The sequence below is a fragment of the Colwellia demingiae genome, from assembly GCF_007954275.1.
Lineage (GTDB): Bacteria > Pseudomonadota > Gammaproteobacteria > Enterobacterales > Alteromonadaceae > Colwellia > Colwellia demingiae.
The window spans coordinates 315,433-332,267 of sequence record NZ_VOLT01000004.1 but is presented as its reverse complement, the minus strand read 5'-3'; the positions used below and the strand labels follow the sequence as shown (position 1 = coordinate 332,267).

Below are 16,835 nucleotides of genomic sequence, written 5' to 3'. Positions count from 1 at the left end.
ATCGGTATAATAATAAAATATCATTTATCACTTTTCATATCTTTTTGCAGATTTATTATGAGTACAATAAAATTCTCAAGTACAGAAACAGAACAGTTAGTTGCCAAGATTCAAGGCTATTTTGCCAAAGAGCTCGATCAAGATCTTGGTCAGTTTGATGCAGAGTTTTTACTCGATTTTTTTTCTAAAGAAGTTGGCGCTCACTTTTACAATCGAGGCTTGTTTGATGCACAAGTAATTATTGCCGCTAAACTGGAAGATGTCAGTGAAATGGTACAAGAAGGCATTAGTGAAATTGAAAAGCCCGTTAGTTAGTGCTTTTTACTGTCTAAGGAATATAAGCACTCTATACTTCATCCCTAATTCGAGACTCTGATTAGCCTTAACGGGCCTATTTTACGCATACAAAAACTCGCCGAAGCGAGTTTAAATGCAAAGAAAATTACTCTGAAGTCATACCGCTATTTGTCATCTTTTACTGTCACTGGTATTTCTGCTACTTGTTCAACAGCTTCAATTTCTAGTACTGTTTCTTTAATTTCTACTGCTGCCGCTTCTTCAACATCGAGCTTAGCTACTGTCACTTTTACAGGCTCTACCGCCTGTACTTGCAATGCTAACGCTTGTTGCTCCGCCTCTTTTTTAGCCTGCTCTTGTAATGCTAATACTTTTTGCTCTGCTTCTTTTTTTGTCTTGGCTGCTAAAGCTAGCGCCTCTTTTTTGGCTTGTTCTTTTAATGCTAGTGCTTTTTGTTCTGCTTCTTTCTTAGCCTGTGCTTGTAACGCTCGCTCTTTTTCAGCAGCATGTTTACTTTCAACATCTGATACTGCTTCTTTATAGGCTTGTAGACGAATTAACTCAATATCTTTACTTTGCAATTGCTTATTAAGATCCGAATTTTCGAGAACCAAAGCATCATATTTTCCGTTTAAATTAACTAACTGACTTTTGAATTCAGTTCTAAGACTTTCTGTAGCCACTGATGACTGGCTGTTATTACTTTGCAATGCTAATACAGCAGCATTAGCTGTAGTTAACTTACCTTTAATAGTATCTGCTTGCAGTGCTATTGCTTCTAATTGCTTTGTCATTGCTAAATCACGTACATCAGCAGTACCTAAAGATTCAGAGACTGTATGCAATAGTACTTCTTTATCGAGCAAGTATTGCTCGTAAGACTTACTTTTAGTGTTCTTCAAAGCATTTACTTCTTTCGATGTATGATAAAGGTGAGCAAGTTCGAATTCAGCAAGCTCTACTGCGGCTTTAATTTCTTTCGTGGCGCGAGGAGTAGCAATAATAATTGCATTTGCATTACTTCGGGCTGTTAATAACTGCTGATGACTTATAGGAACATATTTTGCCAAACTTTTTTTCTTGATATAAGCAATATCGGAATCAAGCTGACCTAGTGCATTAACACGTACGGTACGCACTTCTAGTGCTTGCATATCAATCAGTAATTCAGGCTGTTGTTCTTGTGCCTTACTTACTTTACCCTCGTCAATATATTCAACGAGATCATCAATTCTTTCATTGATATCTCTATAATCTTTGGCATAAATTTTAGGTGCACCAATATCTTTTAATAGTGCTTGTTGAGTAAAAGTTGCGGCCAAGGTGCTTTCTGCCGTTTCTTTAATGCTATAAGAAAATTTTAGTTTTTGATTGGCAAGCGCAATGTAATTAATAATTTCTTGCTTAGCTTCTTGGTATTGCTCGGTATCACTTTGAAAAACATTTAACGAGGATGTGCCATTTTGGCCTATATCCATATATTCTTCAGTCGCATTATCAAATTCTTCAACCGCTTGCTCAAAAGTACCTGGTGCAAAATAAGCGAGTTGATCTCTTCGACCTTGATTAATGTCATCCTTTAGCTTATCGAGGGAGGTTTTCGCTTCAACAAAGTATTTAGTTTGTTGGTTAACTTCAGAATTTTTAGTAGTCGCGGGTTTATCGGTTGACTGACAAGCCGTCAAAATCGACAGTCCTACACAAGCAATACAGATGTTTAAGGTTTTCATTTAAGGTCCTTTTAAGGTGGTTTCTTACAAAAATTTACATACTTTTACAAATTATAACGCGAATACATTTCGGCTATCAAAGAAAAACCTTAAAACTACCAGTTAAAGTAACTAAAAATGAAATTTTTAACAAAAACTCTTATTTAACAATAAATAATGGGCATAAAAAAACTCGCCGAAGCGAGTTTTTAATGATTGTAATACTTAATGCGATTGGTATGACTACTATTTACGTCAGTAGTTAATCTTCAGCTTTTACCGGAAAGCCGCGATCACGCATTAACGCTTCAACTTTTGCATCTCGGCCTCTAAAGGCACGATAAGCTTCACTTGGATCAACCGCATTGCGAACACTAAATAAATGCTCTACCAGTTTATCGGCAACATCTTTATCGTAAAAACCACCTGGAGCTTCTGCAAAAGCTTCTGCCGCATCAGACGTTAAGACTTCAGCCCACATATAACCATAATAACTTGACGCATACCCTTCACTGCTAAAGATATGACCAAATTGCGGACTACGATGACGCATAACAATTTGCTTAGGCATTTTTAATTCAGCTAACGTTTCACGCTCAAATTTATCTGGATCAATACCTGTTGGGTCAACGGTATGAAACTTCATATCAACCAAAGCAGAAGCTAAATACTCTGTAGTACTAAAGCCTTGATTAAAGGTTGCTGCTTGTTTAATTTTAGCTATAAGCGCTTTAGGCATGGCTTTGCCCGTTTTGTAATGTACAAGGTAGTTGTCAATCACTTCATCAGTTGATAACCAACGCTCTAATAGTTGTGATTGAAATTCAGTGTAATCACGCACGCCAGAGTTAAGTGTTGGGTACTCAACTTTTGATGCCAAAAAGTGTAAAGCATGACCAAATTCATGGAAGTAGGTTTCTGCATCTGACCAAGAAATCAAAGTAGGTTGTCCAGCAACACCTTTAGAAAAGTTGGAGTTGTTAGAAGACAATACATTTGTCTTACCGCCAAACGTAGTGTGAGAACGATAGGTAGTCGCCCATGCTCCTGAACGTTTACCTTTGCGTGCAAATGGGTCTAAATACCATAGGCCAATATGCTCACCTGAAGTTTTATCTTTTACTTCCCAAACACGAACATCTTCATGAAATACCGGTACTGAACCATCTGTCACTTCCACAAAATTAAAATTAAATAAGCGCCCAGCTACATAGAACATAGCTTCACGTAAATTATTTAACTGTAAATACTGTTTAACTTCATCAGAGTCTAAGTCGTATTTATCTTTACGTACTTTCTCGGCATAAAAACGATAATCCCAAGCTTGTACTTGCTCTATACCATCTTGCTTTTTTCCAATAGCTAACATGTCAGTAACTTCTTCATCGACACGAGCAATGGCTGCTGGCCAAACAGACTCCATCAAAGCGATAGCATTCTCTGGTGATTTAGCCATGCGATCTTCTAAGCGCCACGAGGCATAGTTTTTATAGCCTAATAAGCCGACACGTTCATGACGCAGCTGTAATATTTCTGCAATGATGGCATTGTTGTCAAACTCATCACCATTATCACCACGGCTGTAGTAGTTTTGCCAAACCTGTTTTCTTAAAGCACGCTCTGTTGAATACGTTAAAAAGGGGTCCATAGAAGAACGAGTGTTGGTAATTGCATACTCACCTTGATGATCTCGTTCGGTCGCTGCAGCAGCGGCAACATTAACAATAGACTCAGGTAAGCCACCCAACTGTGCTTTAGTTAAGTAAACAACATAACTTTCTTCATCGGCTAAAACGTTATTACCAAACTTTGTTTGCAACTGCGCTAAACGTTGATTAATTTGGGCGTAACGTTCTTTATCGCTATCATTTAAAGTCGCGCCATCACGTGAGAAACTATTATAAGTTAATAAAACTAAACGCTGTTTTGCCGGACTCAGTGATTTAACTTCATCAGAATTATAAACAGCTGAAATACGATTAAATAATTTTTTGTTTTGTTTAATCGTTGATGTAAAAGTAGATAATTTCGGTGCTAGTTCTGTACCAATTGTTCTAAATTCACTGCTTGATTTATTTGAGCGCCAAATACCGTAATACGTGAAAATTCTATCTAGGTCACTGCCCGTTTTTTCCATAGCAACAATAGTATTTTCAAATGTAGGCGCTTGGGGATTATTAGCAATTAAATCGATTTCAGCTAAATTAGTCGCCATCGCTGTTTCCATTGCTGGCACTAGGCCTGCTAATGTTACTTGGTCAAATGCAGGGACGCCCTGAAAAGCCCCTTGCCATTTAGCTAAAAGAAGCGCTTCAGATTCTTTAACTGCTGCATCACTGGCAGTAGCTTTAGTTATTGTGCTAGCAGCGGGCTGTACATCGGTAACTTGTGTTGCTGTTGAGCAACCCATTAAAATACTAGAAACTAAAAATGCTTTGATAAACAGGGGTTTCATTGAATATTCTCTTTTTATAGTAATTGCCATTACTATATCAAGCATCAACTGTAGTGGATATATCAGCAAGGACCGTCTATCGCAGTATCAAAGCGGTTAATCTCATTTATACCCATGATACTTCAAACTGCGAGCTGCGAGCTTCAGGTCGCTTGAGCCATTCATGAGCAAGACGATTTTTTTTATTAATGGTTATTCAGGAGAATATGCTCAAGATAATTTTTCTGTACTCTCTAGCAATCTACATCCAAATAACATCTTTAAAATAGATGCAATGATGAGCATTTTTTCTCTGACATCCCCGTAAACTGACTATATTAGAGCATATAAAAAAGGCCGACTACTGAAGTAGCCGACCCAAGGGGAGTGGAACGGGTATATACCAAATCGATGCAGAAACTTTCTCAGTCCTTAAGAAAGATAACTACTGATTTGATAGGGGGTTGGGAGCTCCCCTAAAACTGTCGTGAGTAAGTTATACTCGCTGTTTATTTGCTATTTAGTGGTCGCTGCCTTTTTAGCTACAAAATCAACTAATTCTTGTTCTGTAACTGAGTTATCAGCATTACTATCTATATTTGTGAAAGACTTCACTAACCATTCATTTTCGCCATCAACAACTTCTTGTCGGCTTAACATGCCATTTTTGTCCATATCTAATGAAGTAAAAGTAAATTTATCGCTTGGCTCTTTTACTTCTTCAATAGCTGCTGTAATTGCTTCTGCGTTAGCAGAGTTTTCAGCATTTACAACGGTATTATCTTCATTGGTATACGCGAGATCATCATCAGCATTGACGAAAAAAGATGCCATACTTACGGCTACTACAAATGCGGTTACTTGAGTTAAACTGATACTATCCATGGTGAATCCTCTTTTTTAATATTAAAGCGTTTTATAGGCGCTAGTTAAATCCATTATCAATTGAGGTTTTGCATAGAGCGTGCCAAAACAAATAAGCCATTGATTTAAAAAGACTTAACCAGCAATTAAGTCACTAAAAACTTGCTGAAGTGTCACCAAATAACAACACAATAAAATATTGCCAGTTATTGTTAAATAAAAAAGCTATATAAAATAAAATAAAATGTTACTTTACAACAACTTAATAAAATTAGAATTATCATTTGTCGTTGTCTCAAAATAAAGACACTCTTGTTTTTACTTTATTTTTGTCATACAAAGGGCATTCAGATGTAACCATCGTAAAGCGTTCAGGCTAGATTTTATGACTTCTCTTAACAACCCAAAAAAAAGTAAGCGATTACCAAGGCAGTTAACACTTTCTTTTTTTAATTTTAGCCAATCTCTTCTTAACAAGATTTCTATTAAGAAATTAACATTAATTGGTTTTACCTTTGTCGCAATGCCGTTAGTGATGGCTTTGCTTTTTGGTGCAAATAAAGCCAGTGAATTAGCAAAGCAAAGTACTACCGCTATTTACAATGTTGCGCAACTAACACAACTTAACAGTAAGCTTGATGACACTATTGCTAAATTAGAGCGCTCTGCTAGTCAATTTGTGGTACTTAAAGACGATGAATTACTTGCCGTATTTAGTCGCCACCAAAAAACGTTAAAAGATATAATTCAAGAAACATCAGCTAAACAGCAAGATAAAGTATTAAAAGAGCGGCTAACGTCGCTACAAGCTGAAAGTTATAGAATAAAAGAACTAATGTTAAGTGATGATGTTAGTGCTTTTTCATTAGAGCAAATCCAACAAGAGTTTAAACCATTACAACTTATTAATGAGCAGCTAGAGAAACGCAGCGCTTTTGTTGTTAATCAGCAAGTTCTAGATATACAACACACCACCGAAGAGATTAGTAATAGCATTCTTGAGCGCTTATATATTATTCCTATCACTCTGCTAATTGCCGGTGTATTTATCATTTTGATCACCAAACCATTAAAACGACTCACTGATAAAATTCAATTGCTTGAGCAAGGTAGTTTTGAACAAGAAATTAACTTACACGGCCCTGCTGAAGTCAGGGAAATAGCAGATGCGCTAGAAAATATGCGCCAACGGCTTCATGCACTTGAGTTACAAAAGTCGAGTTTTATCCGTCATATATCACATGAATTAAAAACACCACTAGCTGCAATTAGGGAAGGCACAGAGCTTATTTATGATAATAGTGTTGGCCCACTCAATGAGGACCAGCAAGAAATTTGCGATATAATTCGCGTAAGTGTTAATCGCCTCCAGCGTTTAATTGAGGACTTACTCGAATTCAATATTGTCCTTGATTCAACCAGCCTATATGGCTTAGATAAAATTAGTTTATCTGAGTTAATAAGCGATGCATGTAACGTTCGAAAACTCGATATCAAGTCGAAAAATTTGACTTTGAAGTGTAATAACAGTCCTTATTTTATTTACAGTAATAGCAAACAACTCAGTGTCATTTTAGATAACATTCTCTCTAATGCGATAAAGTATTCCCCTGTAAATGGAAGTATCACAATAACTTATAGTAGTAGCAAGGAGTGCATAACCATTAATATAATTGACCAAGGGCCAGGGATAGAGCCGTCGCTCAGCGAGAAAGTATTTGACGCTTTTTATCAGGGTAAAGCCCCAATAAACAGTCAGATAAAAGGCAGTGGTTTATGGCTAACTATAGTCAAAGAGCTATTACTTCGCCTAAATGGTAATATCAAGATAACACAGGCAAAAAAAATCAGCGCAGCAAATGAAAGCGGTGCCTGTGTCACCATCACTTTACCTAATACGCAAACAGATAATGAATTATGAAAATAACTAACCTGAGCGTAAAACATTCAACAATTAGATCAGCTAAACAGTGCCTTTCGATCGCATTTATTCTGCTCTTAACCAGCTTATCAACCGCTTGCCAAGTAACTGAGCCAGCGATTATTACTCATAATGATGTTACTAATAATGATAATACTAATGATTCGATCAAATATAGTCAGTATTACTTAACATTAAAAACCCTAAGTAATAAGCAGCTCTTATTAGAAGAGAAAAATCAGCAATCATTATTGACTAGTCAACTCGATGACAAAACCCTTAGCCAAGGCAAACTTATCTTACTCTATAGTTTACCAAATCCAGGGCTTAATCAACCTTACAAAGCAAAACGACTACTCAATGAACATTTATTAGCAAGTAATAAAATGAGTAAAGATAACCTAGCTTTTATTATGTTATTAAGAGATCAATTAAATATCCAACTTCGTTTACTTGAAAAGCAAGCGCGCGCTGACAAAGAATACAATCAACATAATGATGAACACCGCGCGACCATTGAACAATTAAACCAACAATTAGACCTTGTAAATAAGCAGTTGATATTACTAAAAAAAATAGACAAAAACATTAGCGACCGTGGCTAAGAGAGAGAAAATATTATGAACCTAAGTAGCCAAACAGTTACCAGTAACTCAGCTAAAATTCTTATAGTGGATGATGATCCAAGTTTGTTACGTTTGCTCGGTATTCGTTTATCCGCTGCAGGCTATAATGTTGAATCTGCCGCCAATGCAAAAATCGCTTTAGGAAGATTACAAAACTTTATTCCTCAGGTAGTTATTAGCGATTTGCGTATGGAAGGCATGGATGGAATGGCACTATTTGAACAAATTAGAATACAGCATCCGAATATCCCTGTAGTAATTATGACTGCCCATGGCACTATTCCTGATGCGATTAACGCCACTAAACAGGGTGTATTTAGTTTTTTAACTAAACCTTTTGAAAGCCAAGAGCTACTCGATACCGTTGAGCAAGCAATACGTTTACAGCCCTCAAATAGCGAAAAAACGAGTGAAACAGAGCTATGGCGTAATAATATAATTAGTCGAAGTACTGTGATGACTTCACTATTACAACAAGCCAAACAAGTAGCTAACAGTGATTTTAGTGTTCTTATTCATAGTCAAAGCGGCACAGGTAAAGAATTGCTAGCAAAAGCAATTCATCAAGCCAGTAACAGAAAAAATAAAGTATTCACCGCAATCAATTGCGCTGCTATACCAGAGCAACTACTTGAGTCTGAATTGTTTGGTCATATTAAAGGGGCGTTTACCGGCGCTGAACGAAATCATCAAGGTTTATTTCAAGCAACCAATGGCGGTACTTTATTCTTAGATGAAATTGGTGATATGCCACTAAGCTTTCAAGTAAAACTATTACGCGTTTTACAAGAACGAGAAGTAAGACCGGTAGGTAGCACCCAAGCGGTAAAGGTCGATGTACGGATCATTTCAGCAACTCATGTTAATTTAACAAAAGCGATTAAAGCCAGTACATTTAGAGAAGATTTATATTATCGACTTAATGTTGTTGAGTTAGAGTTACCCACTTTAGCGCAACGAAGAGAAGACATTCCATTGTTAGTACAATACTTTTTAAATCAGGCGGTTGCTCGCTCAAATGTGCCCATAAAAAGCATCAATCAAGAAGCTATGGAGTTACTTATTAGTGCCCCTTGGCCAGGTAATATCAGGCAGTTGCAAAACGTGATAGAGCAAAGTATTGCACTATCGAGTGAAAGCGTCATCAGTGCAAATTTAGTAAAAAATGCACTACGTGATGATTCAACTCAGTTTCCATCTTTTCAGCAAGCACGAGATCATTTTGAGCGTGATTATTTATCTAAATTATTAAAAATTACGGCAGGAAATGTATCACAAGCTGCACGCATTGCTCAGCGTAACCGTACTGAGTTTTATAAGCTGTTAAATCGTCATCATTTAGTCGCTGAATCATACCGTGAAGAATAGTTTATAGCTGCTACCATTCAAGTTATATCAGATTCCTTAACTGGTAACGGCTAAATAGCACTTCATCAGGCCGGAGCTTAACGTCTAGCTATCTAACCATAAAACAATACATTGATTGAAACGATTAAGTGTCAATGTTAGTGGCTAAACTCTTTTTTACATCATCAAGGTAAGCATCATATTTTTTCCAATTACCAATCGAGCGATTATTAATAGGACTACGAACTTGCAGCGCACTAGCGGTAGCCACTGGTGCTGAGTTTTGATGAATATCTACACATTGTTCTTGCCAAGAAAGATCACAAAATTCAATAAGCTGCTTGGCTTCACTCAAAGGATCATTAACCAATTTTTCATAATTAATTAGATAAAAATTTTCAGGAAAAATTTCTAGCCACAACTCAGCTAATTGTTTGAATAACAAATAAAATTCCGTAGTACTTTTCAGATCGTAAGCATAACTGTAATACGATTGATTGACAGAAAATAGCTGCCTAAAATTACTCACAATAGTATCCAATGGATTTCTATCTAAACAGATAATTTTTGCCTTGGGTAATGCTTGTAGAATAAAACCAACATAAAGTACATTTAATGGCATTTTATCGACAAACCTTGCTGTCTTTCCGGTTATTGCTCGTGTATTTTCAATATATGCTTTACCTAACTCATTAAAGTTTATGTTTTTTGTTGCTGTTACTGTCTCGGTATCGATCACACGATTACTAGCGGTTTTAGCCATTTTTTTAACGAGTAAGCCAAAGTGTTGCAACTCCCCTGCACTAGTCACATCGGTATGTTGTGAAATAATCCGTTCAACCAAGGTTGTCCCTGATCTTGGCATACCAACCACGAATATTGCTTCATCGCTTTCAAATCCCTGGGACAGAGACGGCTTGCTGCCTTTAAAGTGGCTCACAAGACTTTTAAACAGCGCTTTGTCTTCATTAATGCTGTAGTTCAATTGTTTGAGCTTGAATTTTTTTGCCGTATCTAAGTAGTGAAATGCTTTGTCAAAATCTTTTAAGGCTTCATATTCACGTGCTAGGGCATGGCCTATATATAATCTATCGTCTGCGTGCTGAGTTTTTTCAAATAATTGCTCAAGAAGAGGAATATGATTACAGTCTTTTGATATTCCACCTAACCCCGTTAATGCCGAATGTCCTTTGTAATAGTTTGGCGCCATTGAAATAGTTTTTTCATAGGCTTTTTTAGCGCCATCGAAGTCACCAATAAATTTTAATGAAGCCCCTAAATTAAAGAAATAATTTGGATTTTTATCATTAATAGCCACGGATTTTTTAAAAAACTTAACCGCTTTTTCATGCAATCCCATTTGGCTATACGCCACGCCGAGCGTATCTAAAGTTAATGAGGATTGAACCGTTAATTTAGCGATTAATTTAGCGGCAAGTTCTGCAAAGTGCAGTGCTTCAACATGATTATTTTCGAGCGCATAGTGTTTGGCAAGTTGTGATAAATACTCAGGGTTCTTAGGAGCAAGTACATTGGCTTGCTTAATCAATTCAATCGCTTTTGTTAAATTATGATGGGCACTGGCAATCATAGCTAATAAAAAATAGGCATCAGCAAAGTACTTATCTTGCTGTAAAATTAAAATTAAATGCTGATGCGCTTGTTGATACAAACCTTGATTTAAAGCTTTTTGTGCTTGCTGGTGCAATTTTTTTATTGTGTTAGACATGCTTAAACCATTTAATTTTAATTTACTAGATAATAGTTATTTTGAGTCACTACTGCTTATAAAAAAGGCACAGTATTATTTATATAAAGTAAATAATACTGTGCCTTAATTTCATACTTCTTGTTAAATCAATACCTACAGATCAAACAAGTAATCGAAGCGAATCCCTACTTTACGTGGCGTTATTAAGTAGTGACCATAGTTACGTTGAATTGCAGGATCATTTGCAGTAGTTATATCACCCACATCACGACGAACTGAGCTATAAGCATATTTATCAAACATGTTATCTACGTATAGGGTCACCGACCAAACATCTTCAGAGAAGCGTGCTGACATATTACTTAACGCATAACTGGGTAAAGCTTCGCCATTATTTCGTAGTCCAACTTTAGAGTAAACATCACTTTGATAGGTTAAACCATAGTTAATATCTAAACCTGTACCACCAAATACTTCAGTCGAATAGGTTGCGCCTAATGAAAATTGTTGTTCTGGTGAACCGGGTAAGCGATCACCTGCCAAACCAATGTCAGGAACATCATCACTGGTCAATTCTGCCTTAGTATAAGCATACGTAGCATAAGCAATAAGACTATCAGTCAGCATGGCTCTGCTTGATATTTCAACACCTGACGCCTCTGCTTCACCCGCATTAGAGGTGTAAGGTTGTTGACCAACTTCCGTCGCTCCTTCAATTTGAGCATTGTCCCACTCCACCATAAAGAGTGCGGCATTAAAGTGTAATTGATTACTAAACCAAGTACTCTTAAATCCTAACTCGTAGTTTGTGGTGGTATCTGGCTCATACAATAATTCATCAGGTTGAGCACAAACACTTTGCTGTTGTCCAATATCTTCATCACAAGCTGCAATTCCGTTAGAACCACCAATTCGAAAACCTTCACTTATGGTAGCGTAACCCATGACATCATCACTAAATTGATAACTGGCATTAACTTTAAATAGGCTGCCATCATCATCAGCTGCCGACTCCATTAGTTCTATATCTATTAATGTTGGATCATAACTCGCATCATAAATCGTGTTTAATAAAGGTAAATCCGCATCAGATTGAGCGACTACATCATATTGATAGAAACGTGCTCCCAACATCAAAGTTAACTTATCCGTTACGCTATAGGTAATTTCACCAAAAATAGCGGACTCAGTAATTTCGGCTTTATCCACAGAGACATATTCTAGAGAGTCAGGACGTAATTGCTCTGCCCCAAAATTATCAACGGCGTATTGGTCAAAACCCGGTGTATATTCACGACTATCGTTAAAGCTTTCAAATTTATTATAATAAGCGCCGACAATCCAAGAGAATGCTGAATTTCCTGTGGATACTAAACGGATTTCTTGGGTGAAGTTTTCAGCTTCATCAACTTCTCGAGTAAAAGCTGAGAAGCCTGGGAATTCTTCATAGCTATAATCTAAACGAATCAATAAATCGGTTTGATCACGTTGGCCAAGAGCTTCGAACTCTGAATAACCGGTTGCAGAAGTCAGTTCAGCAAAACCTAAATCAACGGTCATTTCTAGGCTAAGTAAAGTGTCTTCTTTTTCTCTTGGCTCTTGATAACGATAACCTGATTCATATTCACCCATAACCGTAGATAACGGGTTTGTTTCACTTAAACTATTATTATGAACGATAGAACGTCCACCAATTTCCTGTTTTTGATAAAAGTAAGACAAGGTTGCATCAAAAATATCATTAGGTTGCCAGCGAATCATTGCTTTTGCTGTCGTTGTTTGCTCGAAATTAGCGTCTTTCACTTGTTTCAAGTTACTGTTAACCGCATCACTATCTGACCAATCCGGATCCGGCAATGAAACACCCCCTTCACGAACCACATAGTTGTAATCAACATAACCAGGCTCATCCAAATAATTAACAGCAAAACGTACCGCTAATTCATCGTCGATAAGTGGTGTATTAAACACAAAACCAGCTTCACCACCGGTATCATCACTTTCTGATAACGTAAAAACATCACCATAAAGCGAGCCTGATGTTTCGTCTAGTATCGGTTTATTTGGCAAATAACGGATAGCACCACCCAGTGTGCCAGCGCCATATAAAGTTCCTTGTGGACCAATTAGAACCTCGACACGTTCAACGTCAATGAGTTTCATATCAACGACAAGGGGGATTTCGCCAATATAAGTGGCAACAGTGCCAGCATCAGAATCAGGACCGGAAGAGTTGGTATTTAAACCACGAACGATAATCGGAGAACCGGTACGACCACCTTGATCGGCAACACTTAAACCCGGCACCCAACGAGCAACATCAGATAACTGAGTTATATTTTGATCTTTCATCACATCACCATCAAGTGCCGTGATATTTAACGGCGCTTCTTGCACTGTAGATGCTCGACGAGAGGCAGTAACTTGGATACGCTCTATACCATCCGCTGCAGGTTCTTTAACTGTCTCTTCTGCATAACTATTTACCGGTAAAGCCAGTGCAGAACTCAGTGCTAAGCATATGGCAGACTTCTTAAATACCTGCGAATTTTTTACTTTCATGTGTCTATTCCGAAATGTTATTTTTATGGCTTGTAGCCACTTCTTATAGTTAATTTTTTCACTATTTGAAAGTTTTTCTGATTCAAATATCACTTTTATTATGAAGGAATGGTATGTCATAACGATAAATTATTGTATTTATAACAGCTATTCCATCTTAACTGGGATTATATATGGTTATGCAGTTTTATTGAATAACTACCTACACATAATAGTTAAATGACAGCTTAAGATCATTATGCGTTACGATGGATATTTTGGCCAAAATTAACATTTCTAGAATTAATCCAAATATTTCAATTAGTTTGTTAGATTATTTATCTCATTACTGTTTTTACTCGGGGTAATCAAGAGAAGGGTAAAATAGAGGGAGGGGGACTAAACTAGGTAAATTAATGCTTCTAATAAACACGAATAAAAAATTAGACAGAGGTAATAATAAAAAACACCATTATTGCTTGAAGTAATTTTCTTAGTTTTATGAACGACGTAAGTCTCAATTTTTATACGCTGTAGCTTATCAATAAGATTACGTAGACTAAATAAGATTAGTCTACGTAGATTGTACAAGTTTAACTTATTTCATTAGGTGATAAGGTAAAATCGATTTTTCTCACTTTTATATTTACGCCAGCATCTAATAACTCTTGGTAAAAATCAGCCTCTTGGCAAGAACTAACCTGCCGACAAACAATCACGTATTTAAGTACGCCTGCTTTATCACTTTGCAGTGCTGCTTGCTTAAACCAATACAAGGCTTGAGTGAGATCCTTATTAATATAATCACCGTTCAAGTACATTTGCGCGAAGTTCACTTGCCCTTGTGCAAAGCCTAACTGGGCTGAGCTACTAAAACGTTCAAAAGCTTGTTCTACATTATTTTCAAGGTAGTCAGATTTTAGCAAACTTAGACCTGCGAGATTTTCACGCTTACCTGGAATATACAAATTAGTACTTAGATCCGTTTTAGGATCATTAATATAATTCCCAAATAGCATGTTTTTATCTGGACGTTTAACCATATAAATAGCGCTAGAGTCATGCATTGCTTTTATCTGCGTTAATGATAAGTCATAACGCTTAGACTCAAAATAACCTTTATACCTTAACTGGCCATAGCGAATACTATCTTTTAGCGATTGTTGGCGTAGATAAAAGATATTGCCATAAAGTAGCGTTACCACATCACCGGTAATATCGACTACTTTAGCAATTCTATATTTTTCATTTGGTCTCAGGTTATCACTGAGGACTCTGAAGTCTAAAAAGTAAATGTCATCTACTTTAGGCATGGCAAGGTAGATTAAGCTATCATCATTTTCTTGTTGAGATTGGGTAGACTTTTTATAGATAAAAAAACACAGAGTTAAGAAAACTATGATTTTTAGCACGTTAGCAACAGTTAAGTACTGACTATTAAACCAGCCATTGTCAGGCCTGAACTTTATTGCTGCCTTCACGGTATTGTCCATTCCCTTACGTGCTTTTATCCTGTCCATTCATCATCCTCAGTTTTATATGTCAGTGACTAACAAGACCACGACTTAAAGCAACTATACCCATTTATACTACTCAATGTGGACTTAATGACTAACCTAACAACCTCGCTTGTAACCAAGCGGAAATATCCTTCAGCTGATCGGGTAATACCGAATGGTCCATTGGATAACTTTTCCAAGCCACGTTGTAGTCAGCTGCTGTTAATAATGTATTTGCCATTTTACCAGCACTCATTGGTACAACATCATCTCGCTCACCATGGTTTTGTAAAATAGGCGTCGCTGCATTAGCACTGTGACATTGCTCTGGTAATGCATCGGATGTAGGTAAATAACAAGATAATGCCAAGATACCCGCTAAGCTTTGCCCAAAACGTAAACCAGTAAATAAACTCAATACACCACCTTGGCTAAAGCCAGCTAATACGATATTTTTAGCTGCTATACCCTGATCAATTTGTTCTTGAATTAACGCCTGTACCTTTTTTTCAGAGGCTAAAACACCGTCCATATCAGCACGATTATGTAAATCTAGGCTTTTGATATCATACCAAGACCGCATAACATAACCTTGGTTAATCGTTACGGCTTGCTCAGGTGCATGAGGAAAAATAAAACGTATACCGTGATTTTCTGGTAAAGAAAATATAGGTACAATAGGTGCAAAGCCGGCACCTGAGTCTCCAAGACCATGTAACCAGATTACACAGGAAGTTGCTGGAGTTTCAGGCTCTACGGTAATTCGTTCAAGTGATGTTGCTGACATAAAATTCAATGATTTATTCGTTAATAAAAAGATGTCACATCATAACAATCGTTAGTGTCTGTGGCAAAACTGCATATGAAAAAGATCACCTAGAGAGGTTTACAGCAATTGCCCGACATTACTTTGAAAATAATCTAAAAATGTTCTCGTTTTACTAGCAACATGGCGACTTTGATAAAGTACACTTAAGCGCTGAGCAACACTCTCATGAGTAAGTGATAATCGTTGAAGTGATTGCGCTTGTGAATTGTTCTTTAATACTCGGCTTTTTAATACACTATTTTTTAAAACATAGTCGGGTAACTTACACAAACCCAAGCCCTGCTCCGCCGCACGAAGACGCATTTCTGGACTAGAAAGTACCACTCTACCGTTAACATTAACTTGCTCAATTTTATCACCATTACGAAAATGCCACGGCTGACCTTCTTCTTCTAAAATACAGTCATAATGGCTAAGTTGTTCTGGTTTAATTGCTTTTTCTTGACACAATTGACTTTCTGTTTCCGACGACATTGTCGGTGAATAATAAATAGATTGTGGAAAACTTAACAATTCTTTAGCAATCCAGTTTGTTGTTGGCAACGCTTGTTCATGCAAGACAAAACAAAGGTCAAACTTGGGATCAAATTCAGGAACCGATCCTGAATAATGCTGACAATGTAAGTGGATTTTAGGATAACGACTTAAGAAATCGCCAATTAATGTACTTATAATTTGGTTAAAAAAATCTAGGGGTAATAAAATATTCAGCTTACCTTGGGGCTGATGTAATGATGAAGAAAGCTCTTCCTCGACCTTAGCCAAAGCATCTATATGCTCTTTGCTGGCACAAAAAAGCAATCGGCCACTATCGGTGAGCTCTTGCTTTCGCGTAGTACGTAGAAGAAGCTCACAACCTAGTTTCTTCTCTAGCGATACTAAACGCCGGCTTAACTTAGATTTGGCTATACCTAACTCCTTTGCGGCGGCTGTAAAAGATCCCGCTTCAACTAAGCTAACAAATAAATGCAAATCATCTAAATTACTCAATTTTATACTTCCTTTCTATTGTTTCATTTTTAGAACAATGAATTCCATTAAACACATCTAATAAAGT

At 36.9% G+C, this 16,835-nt stretch carries 12 protein-coding genes; 4 read left to right on the top strand and 8 right to left on the bottom strand.

The features are described 5' to 3' along the window. Nucleotides 1-57: 57 nt before the first annotated feature. Entirely contained in the window at nucleotides 58-315 is a 258-nt protein-coding gene (locus tag ESZ36_RS09570; protein WP_146786871.1) for a DUF2164 domain-containing protein, read from the top strand. 146 nt (nucleotides 316-461) lie between these two features. On the opposite strand, the gene ESZ36_RS09565 is transcribed toward ESZ36_RS09570, so the two are convergent. The 3 genes from ESZ36_RS09565 to ESZ36_RS09555 form a co-directional block, all read right to left on the bottom strand. Further along, a complete protein-coding gene (locus ESZ36_RS09565) occupies nucleotides 462-2,027 on the bottom strand; it encodes a hypothetical protein (protein ID WP_146786868.1) in 1,566 nt (521 codons plus the stop codon). Between the two features lie 241 nt (nucleotides 2,028-2,268). Continuing rightward, nucleotides 2,269-4,461 (bottom strand): M3 family metallopeptidase, encoded by a 2,193-nt coding sequence (locus ESZ36_RS09560; RefSeq protein WP_146786865.1) that lies wholly within the window; start codon nucleotides 4,459-4,461, stop codon nucleotides 2,269-2,271. Nucleotides 4,462-4,956: 495 nt separating this feature from the next. Beyond that, nucleotides 4,957-5,325 carry a hypothetical protein gene (locus ESZ36_RS09555; RefSeq protein WP_146786862.1) on the bottom strand — a complete coding sequence of 123 codons (369 nt, stop codon included), beginning with the start codon at nucleotides 5,323-5,325 and terminating at the stop codon, nucleotides 4,957-4,959. 364 nt (nucleotides 5,326-5,689) lie between these two features. Here ESZ36_RS09555 and ESZ36_RS09550 point away from each other — a divergent pair, with 364 nt between their 5' ends. The 3 genes from ESZ36_RS09550 to ESZ36_RS09540 are packed head-to-tail and all read left to right on the top strand — an operon-like array spanning nucleotide 5,690 to nucleotide 9,219. Next, nucleotides 5,690-7,225 (top strand): HAMP domain-containing sensor histidine kinase, encoded by a 1,536-nt coding sequence (locus ESZ36_RS09550; protein WP_146786859.1) that lies wholly within the window; start codon nucleotides 5,690-5,692, stop codon nucleotides 7,223-7,225. Continuing rightward, a complete protein-coding gene (locus ESZ36_RS09545; RefSeq protein WP_146786855.1) occupies nucleotides 7,222-7,830 on the top strand; it encodes a hypothetical protein in 609 nt (202 codons plus the stop codon). Before ESZ36_RS09550 ends, ESZ36_RS09545 begins: the two co-directional genes overlap by 4 nt. A 15-nt stretch (nucleotides 7,831-7,845) precedes the next feature. Beyond that, a complete protein-coding gene (locus ESZ36_RS09540) occupies nucleotides 7,846-9,219 on the top strand; it encodes a sigma 54-interacting transcriptional regulator (protein ID WP_146786852.1) in 1,374 nt (457 codons plus the stop codon). A gap of 124 nt (nucleotides 9,220-9,343) precedes the next feature. On the opposite strand, the gene ESZ36_RS09535 is transcribed toward ESZ36_RS09540, so the two are convergent. The 5 genes from ESZ36_RS09535 to ESZ36_RS09515 all read right to left on the bottom strand — a co-directional run bounded on the left by ESZ36_RS09535 (nucleotide 9,344) and on the right by ESZ36_RS09515 (nucleotide 16,768). Beyond that, nucleotides 9,344-10,927 carry a tetratricopeptide repeat-containing sulfotransferase family protein gene (locus ESZ36_RS09535; protein WP_146786849.1) on the bottom strand — a complete coding sequence of 528 codons (1,584 nt, stop codon included), beginning with the start codon at nucleotides 10,925-10,927 and terminating at the stop codon, nucleotides 9,344-9,346. 135 nt (nucleotides 10,928-11,062) lie between these two features. Then, a complete protein-coding gene (locus ESZ36_RS09530; protein ID WP_146786846.1) occupies nucleotides 11,063-13,471 on the bottom strand; it encodes a TonB-dependent receptor in 2,409 nt (802 codons plus the stop codon). Between the two features lie 572 nt (nucleotides 13,472-14,043). Next, a complete protein-coding gene (locus tag ESZ36_RS09525) occupies nucleotides 14,044-14,970 on the bottom strand; it encodes a tetratricopeptide repeat protein (RefSeq protein WP_146786843.1) in 927 nt (308 codons plus the stop codon). Between the two features lie 91 nt (nucleotides 14,971-15,061). Next, a complete protein-coding gene (locus ESZ36_RS09520; protein WP_146786839.1) occupies nucleotides 15,062-15,736 on the bottom strand; it encodes an alpha/beta hydrolase in 675 nt (224 codons plus the stop codon). A 99-nt stretch (nucleotides 15,737-15,835) separates the two neighbouring features. Next, nucleotides 15,836-16,768 carry a LysR family transcriptional regulator gene (locus tag ESZ36_RS09515; RefSeq protein ID WP_246129045.1) on the bottom strand — a complete coding sequence of 311 codons (933 nt, stop codon included), beginning with the start codon at nucleotides 16,766-16,768 and terminating at the stop codon, nucleotides 15,836-15,838. Nucleotides 16,769-16,835 lie beyond the last annotated feature (67 nt).

Excerpts from the sequence above, each read along its gene's own strand:
- ESZ36_RS09570 (WP_146786871.1), top strand. The coding sequence starts at position 58 with ATGAGTACAATAAAATTCTCAAGTACAGAAACAGAACAGTTAGTTGCC.
- ESZ36_RS09565 (WP_146786868.1), bottom strand. The coding sequence starts at position 2,027 with ATGAAAACCTTAAACATCTGTATTGCTTGTGTAGGACTGTCGATTTTG.
- ESZ36_RS09560 (WP_146786865.1), bottom strand. The coding sequence starts at position 4,461 with ATGAAACCCCTGTTTATCAAAGCATTTTTAGTTTCTAGTATTTTAATG.
- ESZ36_RS09555 (WP_146786862.1), bottom strand. The coding sequence starts at position 5,325 with ATGGATAGTATCAGTTTAACTCAAGTAACCGCATTTGTAGTAGCCGTA.
- ESZ36_RS09550 (WP_146786859.1), top strand. The coding sequence starts at position 5,690 with ATGACTTCTCTTAACAACCCAAAAAAAAGTAAGCGATTACCAAGGCAG.
- ESZ36_RS09545 (WP_146786855.1), top strand. The coding sequence starts at position 7,222 with ATGAAAATAACTAACCTGAGCGTAAAACATTCAACAATTAGATCAGCT.
- ESZ36_RS09540 (WP_146786852.1), top strand. The coding sequence starts at position 7,846 with ATGAACCTAAGTAGCCAAACAGTTACCAGTAACTCAGCTAAAATTCTT.
- ESZ36_RS09535 (WP_146786849.1), bottom strand. The coding sequence starts at position 10,927 with ATGTCTAACACAATAAAAAAATTGCACCAGCAAGCACAAAAAGCTTTA.
- ESZ36_RS09530 (WP_146786846.1), bottom strand. The coding sequence starts at position 13,471 with ATGAAAGTAAAAAATTCGCAGGTATTTAAGAAGTCTGCCATATGCTTA.
- ESZ36_RS09525 (WP_146786843.1), bottom strand. The coding sequence starts at position 14,970 with ATGGACAGGATAAAAGCACGTAAGGGAATGGACAATACCGTGAAGGCA.
- ESZ36_RS09520 (WP_146786839.1), bottom strand. The coding sequence starts at position 15,736 with ATGTCAGCAACATCACTTGAACGAATTACCGTAGAGCCTGAAACTCCA.